9 protein-coding genes and 1 pseudogene are annotated in these 9,639 nt (G+C 67.5%); 5 read left to right on the top strand and 5 right to left on the bottom strand.

Features of this window, described 5'->3' with window-relative positions; all coding sequences use genetic code 11:
- Positions 1–651, bottom strand: a 651-nt coding sequence (locus CG716_RS29235) for a coiled-coil domain-containing protein (RefSeq protein ID WP_420093237.1), incomplete at its 3' end; no start/stop codon positions are given.
- Between the two features lie 167 nt (positions 652–818).
- Positions 819–1,040, bottom strand: coding sequence for a hypothetical protein (locus tag CG716_RS29230; RefSeq protein ID WP_094484642.1), 222 nt, complete (start codon positions 1,038–1,040; stop codon positions 819–821).
- Between the two features lie 94 nt (positions 1,041–1,134).
- Here CG716_RS29230 and CG716_RS29225 point away from each other — a divergent pair.
- Positions 1,135–2,973, top strand: a pseudogene (locus CG716_RS29225) (DEDD exonuclease domain-containing protein); the annotation flags it as partial.
- Here CG716_RS29225 and trpD read toward each other — a convergent pair.
- Complete coding sequence (trpD, locus tag CG716_RS31000) at positions 2,911–3,993, bottom strand: anthranilate phosphoribosyltransferase (protein WP_094484640.1); 1,083 nt, start codon at positions 3,991–3,993, stop codon at positions 2,911–2,913. The pseudogene CG716_RS29225 and the gene trpD sit on opposite strands and share 63 nt — an antisense overlap.
- 112 nt (positions 3,994–4,105) lie before the next feature.
- Between trpD and ctaE the strand changes: the two genes are divergently transcribed.
- Genes ctaE through qcrB form a run of 4 tightly spaced genes read left to right on the top strand, consistent with a single transcriptional unit; the run spans position 4,106 to position 8,392 of the window.
- Positions 4,106–4,717 (top strand): aa3-type cytochrome oxidase subunit III, encoded by a 612-nt coding sequence (gene ctaE / locus CG716_RS29215; RefSeq protein ID WP_094484639.1) that lies wholly within the window; start codon positions 4,106–4,108, stop codon positions 4,715–4,717.
- A 44-nt stretch (positions 4,718–4,761) separates the two neighbouring features.
- Positions 4,762–5,571 carry a cytochrome bc1 complex diheme cytochrome c subunit gene (gene qcrC / locus CG716_RS29210; RefSeq protein WP_094484638.1) on the top strand — a complete coding sequence of 270 codons (810 nt, stop codon included), beginning with the start codon at positions 4,762–4,764 and terminating at the stop codon, positions 5,569–5,571.
- A complete protein-coding gene (gene qcrA / locus CG716_RS29205) occupies positions 5,568–6,722 on the top strand; it encodes a cytochrome bc1 complex Rieske iron-sulfur subunit (RefSeq protein WP_094484643.1) in 1,155 nt (384 codons plus the stop codon). The genes qcrC and qcrA overlap by 4 nt, the downstream gene beginning before the upstream one ends.
- A complete protein-coding gene (qcrB, locus tag CG716_RS29200; protein ID WP_094484637.1) occupies positions 6,719–8,392 on the top strand; it encodes a cytochrome bc1 complex cytochrome b subunit in 1,674 nt (557 codons plus the stop codon). Before qcrA ends, qcrB begins: the two co-directional genes overlap by 4 nt.
- Positions 8,393–8,495: 103 nt before the next feature.
- On the opposite strand, the gene CG716_RS29195 is transcribed toward qcrB, so the two are convergent.
- Both CG716_RS29195 and CG716_RS29190 read right to left on the bottom strand, forming a co-directional pair.
- On the bottom strand, positions 8,496–9,215 hold the full coding sequence (locus tag CG716_RS29195; RefSeq protein ID WP_094484636.1) for a DUF2561 family protein: 720 nt from the start codon (positions 9,213–9,215) through the stop codon (positions 8,496–8,498).
- The coding region (locus tag CG716_RS29190; RefSeq protein WP_234818094.1) for an MmpS family transport accessory protein at positions 9,215–9,639 on the bottom strand (425 nt) is incomplete at its 5' end. The genes CG716_RS29190 and CG716_RS29195, both read right to left, overlap by 1 nt.

Raw genomic sequence — 9,639 nt, 5'->3', positions numbered from 1 at the left:
GGCCAGCGCCGTGCGCTGCTCCGGGGTCAGTGTCTGGTAGCGCGACTTCACGGCGGCGATCTGGATCTGCAGCTGCGACTGCTTCTTCTGCAAGTCGGCCCGGACCGCTGCGGCCTGCTCGGCGGCCGTCTTGGCGTCGTCGGCCGACTTGGCCGACGCGGCCTCGTCCTGGCGAAGCTGGTCGTTGAGCTGCCGATAGCTCTGCATCTGAGCCGACATCTCGGTGGCCATCACACGCTGAACGGCCATCTTGTCTATCAGGCCTTGCGGCGACTCAGCGGTCAAGATGGCGTTGAAGCCGTCCGTACGACCACCCATGTAGACCGCGGCAGCAAATTTGTCGACCGCGCCCTGATAGGTCGCCAGCTGGCTCTTCGCGGCATCGGCGGCGGCCAGGTCGTCGGTGTGCTTCTTCTCGGCAATGCTCTCGGCCTGCAGCTTCTTGTCCAAATCAAGCTGCGCGGAATGCATCGACTCGGTGAGCTGTTCTGCCTGCCGTGAGAGTTCATTGAGCTTGGCCACACCGTCTTCGGCAGGGTCGGCGTGCACCGAACCGGAGATAACGGCGGAGAAGATCGCCAGACCTGCAATCCCACCAACTAGAGGGCGTTTGAAAACGCGTTTAGTCAGGTATATGCGGTCAAAGCTCAAGATTGCGCTTCCTGTAAGTGCCGCCGACGTGGGGGCGTCGCGTGCCTAAGGTCTCGGATAGGTTACGAAATGGCATCGGCGTTGTCCAACGGAGAACAAGGTTCTCACGCAACTCTCAGCCACAACCACCACACCAGTCACAACCTGCCAACCAACCTATCAGGCCACTAGCTGGCCAGGCCCGAGCCCCCGAGCCGGTGGATCGGCACCAGCCGCAGCCGCGGCGCCAAACCAGCCTCGGCCAGCACCTCCAGCGCCGCCCGCTCATCTTCCAGCAAAGTCTCCGGCACTCCGAGCAATACGCTCACCACGCAGTCGCGACAGCCTGGGCCGCGCACCGCACAGTCGTCACAGTCGATGACGACTGGTTCGGCTGGCTCCATTCCCATCTCGGGTCTCCTTCTCATCCTGTTGGCCGCACGGTAACCGGCACCCCCGACAAATCACGGGTGCTGTCGGTGCCCGCGCCTACCGTCAACTGCTGTGGCGGGCTCCCCAGAGGCGGTTTCCGGTGCTGCGCACCGGGTTGACGCGCAGCTGAGCTTCGCCGACGTCGACCCGGCCGCCGACGCCTCGCTACGGGAGACCACATTCGTGGTCGTCGACCTGGAGACCACGGGCGGTCGCGCCACCGCCTCGGCGGACGGATCCTGCGACGCCATCACCGAGATCGGCGCGGTCAAGGTTCGCGGCGGCAAGGTGCTCGGCGAGTTCGCCACCCTGGTCGACCCGCAACGATCCATCCCGCCGCAGATCGTGCAGCTGACCGGCATCACCACGGCGATGGTGCACGACGCGCCCACCATCGCCACGGTGCTGCCGATGTTCCTGGAGTTCGCCCGCGGCGCCGTGCTCGTCGCGCACAACGCCGGCTTCGACATAGGCTTCCTGCGCTCGGCCGCCGAGCAGTGCGGTATCCCCTGGCCGCGCCCGCCAGTGCTGTGCACCGTGCGCCTGGCCCGCCGGGTGCTCACCCGCGAGGAAGCGCCCAGCGTGCGGCTGGCCGCGCTGGCCCGGCTGGTCGGCTCCGCCACCCAGCCCACCCACCGCGCCCTCGATGACGCCCGCGCCACCGTCGACGTGCTGCACGCGTTGATCGAACGGGTCGGCAATCAGGGCGTGCACACCTATACCGATCTGCGCGGGTACCTGCCCAATATCTCCAATGCCCAACGCGGAAAACGGGTTCTGGCCCGCCACCTGCCACACCGACCCGGGGTGTACCTGTTCCGGGGCGCAGGGGGCGAGGTGCTCTATATCGGCACCGCCACCGATCTGCACCGCCGGGTGGGCCAGTACTTCACCGGTGCTGACCCGCGCGGGCGGATGAAAGAGATGGTGGGCCTGGCCACCAAAGTCGACCACGTCGAATGCGCCCACCCGCTCGAGGCCGGGGTGCGCGAGCTGCGACTGCTGGCCGCGCACGCCCCGCCGTACAACCGGCGCTCACGCTTCCCGCACCGCTGGTGGTGGGTGGTGCTCACCGGCGAGGCGTTCCCCCGGCTCTCGGTGGTCCGCGAGCCGCGTCACGACCGTGCGATCGGCCCGTTCCGGTCGCGGGCCGATGCCGCCGACACCGCCGACCTGCTCGCCCGGTTCAGCGGCGTGCGCACCTGCACAACCCGTATCGGGCGCAGCGCCGAACACGGCCCGGCCTGTCCCGAGCGGGAAGTCGCGGGATGCCCCGCGCCGCGCGGGATCTCAGCCGCGGACTACGCCGCTGCCCCACTGCGGGCGGCGGCGCTGATCGACGGGCTGGACAACGCTCCGCTCGGCGCGGCGGTGGACCAGGTCGGGGAGCTCGCGGGGCGAGCTCGCTACGAAAGCGCGGCGCGGCTGCGCGATCACATCGCCGCAGCCGTCGACGTGCTGTGGCGCGGCCAGCGGTTACGCGCTCTGACCTCTGTCGAAGAACTCATCGCCGCCGCGCCGGACGGCGCGGGCGGCTGGCAGCTCGCGGTCGTGCGCCGCGGGCAGCTCGCCGCGGCGGGCATGGCCCGCCGCGGCGTGCCGCCCATGCCCGTCGTCGCCGCGCTGCAGGCCGGCGCGCAGACGATCCTGTCCCGCCCCGCTCCGCTGGGCGGGGCACTCGTCGAAGAGACGTCTCTCATCGCCCGCTGGCTCAACACGCCGGGTATCCGAATCGTCAGCGCTACAACAGGTTTAGCGTCGCCGCTGCATTCAGCGGGCCCCTGGGCCCCCTGGGCGGCCACCGCGCGTTCCGCGCGGCTGGCCGCCGAGCAAGCCGAACGACTGGACTCAGAGCTGCTGCGTGAACCGAGCCCAACGCGCCAGGAGCTGTTCGGCGGCACCGGAGTCGATCGCCTCGGCCGCGCGGGCCAGCCCGTCCTCCCAGCACGGCAGCCATTCGGCGCGGCTGGATAGCCCGCCGTGGGCGACCATCGCGCCCGCCGCGTTGAGGATCACCGCGTCGCGTACGGGTCCCTGCGCACCGCCCAGGACCGCGCGCGCTGACTGTGCGTTCTGCTCGGCCTCCCCGCCGACCAGTTCGCCGATGTGCGCCCGGGGGAACCCGAAACCCAGCGGGTCGAACGTGAGCTTGTCGATGGTCCCGGCCTGCACCCGCCAGATGGTGCTGGTGGTCGTGGTGGTCAGTTCGTCGAGCCCGTCGTCGCCGTGTACCACGAGCACACTGCACCGGCGGGCGGCGAACACCCCGGCCATCACCTCGGCCAGGTCCCCGAACGCGCAGCCGATCAGCCCGGACCGCGGGCTGGCCGGATTGGTCAGCGGGCCAAGCAGATTGAACACCGTCGGCGTGCCGATCTCGCGCCGCACCGGTGCGGCGAACTTGTAGGACGGGTGGAACACCGGCGCGAAGCAGAATCCGATGCCCACCTCGGCCACGCTGCGGGCCACCTCGTCGGGACCCAGGTCGATGCGGACGCCGAGCGCCTCGAGCATGTCGGCGCCGCCGCTCTTCGACGACGCCGCGCGGTTGCCGTGCTTGACCACCGGCACCCCGGCGGCGGCGACCACGATCGCGGCCATCGTGGACAGGTTCACGGTGTTGGCGCGATCGCCTCCGGTGCCGACGATGTCGACGGTCTCGGTGCCGATCACTTCGGTGGGCACCAGGCGCGCGTATTTCAGCATCGTGTCGGCGAGCTCACGCACTTCGGCCGCCGTCGGGCGCTTCATTTTCATCGACACGCCGAAGGCCGCGATCTGAGCCGGTGTCGCGGCGCCGGACATGATCTGGTCCATTGCCCAGCCGGCCTGCCCCTCTTCGAGTTCGAGGCTGGCCGTCAACCGGTCCAGGACCTGCGGCCATGACGAATTCGGCAAGCCGGAGCCGGGCGCGGAATCGGGGTGAGTCACGCGCCGATGTTCCCATGCCGCATACGTACTCCACAGGCCGGTCAGCCGAGAGTTCTGACGAATTCGCCCCCTGGCTGTACCTCAACAACTACAAAGCGTCATACTTCTTGATGTGACGAGCGCTGTTGGCACCTCGGGAACTGCGATCACATCGCGCGTACATTCGCTGAACCGACCGAATATGGTCAGTGTTGGCACCATCGTGTGGCTTTCCAGTGAGTTGATGTTCTTTGCTGGGCTCTTCGCGATGTACTTCACTGCCCGTGCTCAGTCGGGCGGGGTATGGCCGCCGCCGCCGACGGAACTGAACCTGTATCAGGCGGTTCCGGTGACCCTGGTGCTGATCGCGTCGTCGTTCACCTGCCAGATGGGTGTGTTCGCGGCCGAGCGCGGCGACGTCTACGGGCTGCGCCGCTGGTACCTGATCACGCTCCTGATGGGCGCGTTCTTCGTCGGCGGACAGGGCTACGAGTACTACCACCTGGTGACTCACGGCACGACCATCCCGGGCAGTTCGTACGGCAGCGTTTTCTACCTCGCCACCGGTTTCCACGGCCTGCACGTCATCGGTGGTCTGGTGGCCTTCATTCTGCTTCTGCTGCGCACCACGATGAGCAAGTTCACGCCTGCCCAGGCGACTGCGGCCATCGTCGTGTCCTATTACTGGCACTTCGTCGACATCGTGTGGATCGCCCTGTTCGCGACGATCTACTTCATCCGTTGATGAGAAGGGGTTCGATGCTCAAGAGATCGGGGCAAAGGGTTCCGATGAGCGACAAGTCGCGTCGCCGACTTCGTCGCCGCCTGACCGGAGCGGTGCTGCTGGTGGTCGGCCTCGGGCTGGCGGGCGGTCTGGCCGCCACGCTGACGCCCACTCCGCAGGTCGCGGTGGCCGACGAATCGCAGTCGGCGTTGCTGCGCACCGGAAAGCAGCTGTTCGACACCTCGTGCATCACCTGCCACGGCGCCAACCTTCAAGGCGTTGAGGGTCGCGGCCCCAGCCTGATCGGTGTCGGCGAGGCCGCGGTGTACTTCCAGGTCTCCACCGGCCGCATGCCGGCGATGCGCGGCGAGGCCCAGGCCGCGCGCAAGGACCCAGTGTTCGACGAGTCCCAGATCGACGCGCTCGGTGCCTACGTCCAGGCCAATGGCGGCGGCCCGCTGGTTCCGCGCGACGCCAACGGCCAGGTCGCCGACCACTCGCTGCTCGGCAACGACGTCGCCCGCGGTGGCGACCTGTTCCGGCTCAACTGCGCCTCCTGCCACAACTTCACCGGCAAGGGCGGCGCGCTGTCGTCGGGTAAGTACGCACCCGAGCTCGAGCCGGCCACCCCCGCGCAGATCTACACCGCGATGCTGACCGGTCCGCAGAACATGCCCAAGTTCGGCGACCGCCAGCTCTCGCCCGAGGAAAAGCGCGACATCGTCGCCTACGTGCGGATGGCCACCCGCGCACCGGATCCCGGCGGCTACGGCCTCGGCGGCTTCGGACCGTCGTCCGAAGGTATGGCGATCTGGATCATCGGCATGGTCGCCGTCATCGCGGCGGCGCTGTGGATCGGAGCGAGATCATCATGAGTGACGTGAACCGGCCTACCGACGAGCAGCTCGCGGAAATGTCGCGGGAAGAACTGGTCGAGCTCGGCGGCAATATCGACGGTGTCACCACCATCCTCAAAGAGCCGCGCTGGCCGGTCGAGGGCACCAAGGCCGAGAAGCGCGCCGAACGCCTGGTGGCGATCTGGTTGCTGCTCGGCGGCCTCTTCGGCCTGGCGCTGCTGCTGGTGTTCATCTTCTGGCCGTGGCAGTGGGACGGCTCGAACGAGACCTCGCTGTCCGAATTCGCCACCCCGCTCTACGGGCTGACATTCGGTATGTCGGTCCTGGCGATCGGCATCGGCGCGGTGCTCTACCAGAAGAAGTTCATCCCCGAGGAGATCTCGATCCAGGACCGCCACGATGGCGCCTCCGCCGAGATCGAGCGTAAGACCGTGGTGGCCAACCTCACCGATGCGCTCGAAGCCTCGACCATCAAGCGGCGCAAGCTCGTTGGGCTGTCACTGGGCATCGGACTCGGCGCGTTCGGCGCCGGCACACTGGTCGCATTCATCGGTGGTCTGATCAAGAACCCGTGGAAGCCGGTCGTTCCCACCGCCGAAGGCAAGAAGGCAGTGCTGTGGACGTCGGGCTGGACCCCGCGCTTCGCCGGCGAGACCATCTATCTCGCACGGGCCACCGGCCTGCCGGGCCAGTCCCCTTTCGTCAAGATGCGGCCTGAGGACATCGACGCCGGCGGCATGGAGACGGTGTTCCCGTGGCGTGCCAGCGATGGGGACGGCACCACCGTCGAAAGCCACGAGCGGTTGGCGGAAATCGCCATGGGCGTGCGCAACCCGGTGATGCTGATCCGCATCAAGCCGGCCGACATGACCAAGGTGGTCAAGCGCCAGGGCCAGGAGAGCTTCAACTTCGGCGAGCTGTTCGCCTTCACGAAGGTGTGCTCGCACCTGGGCTGCCCGGCCTCGCTGTACGAACAGCAGACGTACCGCATCCTGTGCCCGTGCCACCAATCACAGTTCGACGCACTGCATTTCGCGCGGCCCATCTTCGGTCCGGCCGCACGTGCACTAGCACAGTTGCCCATTACCATTGATCAAGACGGATATCTGGTCGCCAACGGGGACTTTGCCGAACCCGTCGGCCCGGCATTCTGGGAGCGCACATCATGAGTCCGAAACTCGCCGATGTCATGGCCGCGCAGGGTGAGGCCATCGACTCCCGCTACCACCCTTCAGCTGCAGTCCGCCGTCAGCTGAACAAGGTCTTCCCCACGCACTGGTCGTTCCTGCTGGGCGAGATCGCCATGTACAGCTTCATCGTTCTGCTGCTCACCGGTGTGTACCTGTCGCTGTTCTTCGACCCGTCGATGGCCGACGTGACGTATCAGGGTGTCTACCAACCCCTTCGGGGCGTCGAGATGTCCAAGGCGTTCGCATCGACCCTCGACATCAGCTTCGAGGTCCGCGGCGGCTTGTTCGTGCGGCAGGTCCACCACTGGGCCGCGCTGCTGTTCGCGGCGTCGATCATGGTGCACCTGGCGCGCATTTTCTTCACCGGCGCCTTCCGCCGACCCCGCGAAGCCAACTGGGTGATCGGTTCACTGCTGCTGATCCTGGCCATGTTCGAGGGCTACTTCGGCTACTCGCTGCCCGACGACCTGCTGTCCGGCATCGGCCTGCGCGCCGCGCTGTCGTCGATCAGCATGAGCGTGCCGATCGTCGGAACCTGGTTGCACTGGGCGCTGTTCGGCGGTGACTTCCCCTGCGGCGGCCTGGGCTACCAGTGCAGCGCAGTGGGCACGATGCTCCCCCGCATGTACGCGCTGCACATCCTGCTGATCCCCGGAATCATCTTGGCGCTCATCGGTGTTCACCTGGCGATGGTGTGGTTCCAGAAGCACACCCAGTTCCCCGGCCCCGGCCGCACCGAGAAGAACGTCGTCGGCGTGCGGGTCATGCCGGTGTTCGCGGTCAAGTCGGGCGCGTTCTTCGCGGTGACCACTGGCATCCTGGGCCTGATGGGCGGTCTGCTGCAGATCAACCCGATCTGGCAGCTCGGCCCCTACAAACCGTCCCAGGTGTCGGCAGGCAGCCAGCCCGACTTCTACATGATGTGGACGGAAGGCCTGGCCCGTATCTTCCCGCCGTGGGAGCTGTACTTCTGGCACCACACGATCCCCGCGGCGTTCTGGGTCGCGATGTCCATGGGTATCGTGTTCGGGCTCCTGATCGCCTACCCGTTCCTGGAGAAGAAGTTCACCGGGGACACCGCGCACCACAACCTGTTGCAGCGCCCGCGTGACGCTCCGACGCGTACCGCGATCGGCGCCATGGCGATCTCCCTGTACATGGTCTGGACGCTGGCCGCGATGAACGACGTCATCGCGCTGAAGTTCCACATCTCGCTGAACGCGACGACGTGGATCGGCCGCATCGGCTCGCTGGTGCTGCCGCCGCTGGTGTTCTTCATCGCCTACCGGTGGGCGGTCGGTCTGCAGCGCAGCGACCGTGACGTGCTCGAGCACGGCATCGAGACCGGCATCCTCAAGCGGCTGCCGCACGGTGCCTACATCGAGCTGCACCAGCCGCTGGGCCCAGTCGACGACCACGGCCACCCGCTCCCGCTGGAATACCAGGGTGCGGCGTTGCCCAAGCGGATGAACAAGCTGGGCTCTGGCGGCAAGACCGGCTCCGGCAGCTTCCTGACCGCGGACCCGGCATCCGAGGATGCCGCGCTCAACGAGGCCGCACACGCCTCCGAGCACCGCGCGCTCACCGCACTGCGCGAATGGCAGGACGGCGAGACCAACGGGAACGGCAACGGCAACGGCCACCACTGAGAATCGACAAACGAAAGAGCCCCGGGCCCTAAGGGTCCGGGGCTCTTTCGTTTGTAGGAACAATCAGGGTCGATGCACCGACCGCAGAATTAATGGACGACTGCTATTCCGCGGGCGCAGCCGCCGCTACCGCGCCGTGTAGCTGACGCAAGTAGGTCACCGGGATCGCCGGCATCGCGATGGTGATGACGGCGGCCAGGCCCAACGCCACCCAGGCCGGGGTCTCGCTGTCCACTGCCAGCAGATAGGTCGCGGTCGAAGTCCCAACCAGGGCCAAGCCGATCGCGCCGGCCAGCATTACCGTGCAGCGCAGCCACAACCGGTCCAGCTCGGTGGCGGGGATCAGCGGATCGGCTCGCCGCGACGCCGAAGACTGGGCGAAGTCGGGCTGAAAACGCTCATAGGGGTCGACCGTCGAGCCGAACACCTTCAGCTTCTCCGTCGGCACCTCTGTGGCGCGCGCAGGGGCCGCTGGAGCCGTAGTCGGCCGTGGCAGCCCTGTCGCCTTCACCGGCTCGGACGGCGCCAACCGGGCATCGGCCAGTGCGGTGCGCCGGGCCCGGATCAACAGTGGGATCGCACCGACGATGATCAGCCCCGACACAATGATGATGCTGTACAGCAGCCAGGGGGTGTGCGAACCGCCGCCGGCGGTGTGGCCGCGACTCATGTCGACCAATGCGACGACCGCGATGACCGTCACGGCCAGCAGCACCAGCCAGATCGCCCCGCAAACCCCGACCAGCAGGCGATCCACCGTCTCCGGCGATCGCCCGTCTTCGTCTGTAGCCCCGGCCAACGGAAGCTCCGATTCGCGCGCCATCAGCAGCTAGTCTGCGCGGCGTTGTTCTGATTCGACGACAACACCACGCCGTCGCTGGTCGTGATCGAGCAGTTCAGCCGGCTGACCAGGAACAGGCTGGACGCCTGGACCGAGCCGACATCGGACTGCGAGATCGGGGTCACCGTCAGCGACCACGGGATGTAGACGTTGCGCTGGGTGCGCTGGCGGCCCGATGCGTCGACGTAGGTCACCGAGATGATGTCGCCGGGCGCTTTGGTCCCGGTGATCGAGTAGGTCACCTGGCGCGGACCGGACGGAGTCGTCGTCGTGGTCGGCGTGGTCGGCGTGGTGGCCGGGGCCGGTGGGGCCGTCGTCGTGGTCACAGGCGGTGGTGCCTCCGTCGTTGCTGGCGGGGGTGGCGGCGGCGGCGGAGGCGGTTCCGTCGTGACCGTCACCGTCTGGG

This window comes from Mycolicibacterium sphagni, from assembly GCF_002250655.1.
Taxonomy (GTDB): Bacteria; Actinomycetota; Actinomycetes; order Mycobacteriales; family Mycobacteriaceae; genus Mycobacterium; species Mycobacterium sphagni.
The sequence above is the reverse complement of the archived record's forward strand: the minus strand, read 5'-3'. Positions and strand labels throughout refer to the sequence as shown.

Bases quoted from the DNA above. Each gene is read 5' to 3' on its own strand.
- CG716_RS29230 (WP_094484642.1), bottom strand. From the start codon at position 1,040: ATGGGAATGGAGCCAGCCGAACCAGTCGTCATCGACTGTGACGACTGT.
- qcrC (WP_094484638.1), top strand. From the start codon at position 4,762: ATGAGCGACAAGTCGCGTCGCCGACTTCGTCGCCGCCTGACCGGAGCG.
- qcrA (WP_094484643.1), top strand. From the start codon at position 5,568: ATGAGTGACGTGAACCGGCCTACCGACGAGCAGCTCGCGGAAATGTCG.
- qcrB (WP_094484637.1), top strand. From the start codon at position 6,719: ATGAGTCCGAAACTCGCCGATGTCATGGCCGCGCAGGGTGAGGCCATC.
- CG716_RS29195 (WP_094484636.1), bottom strand. From the start codon at position 9,215: ATGGCGCGCGAATCGGAGCTTCCGTTGGCCGGGGCTACAGACGAAGAC.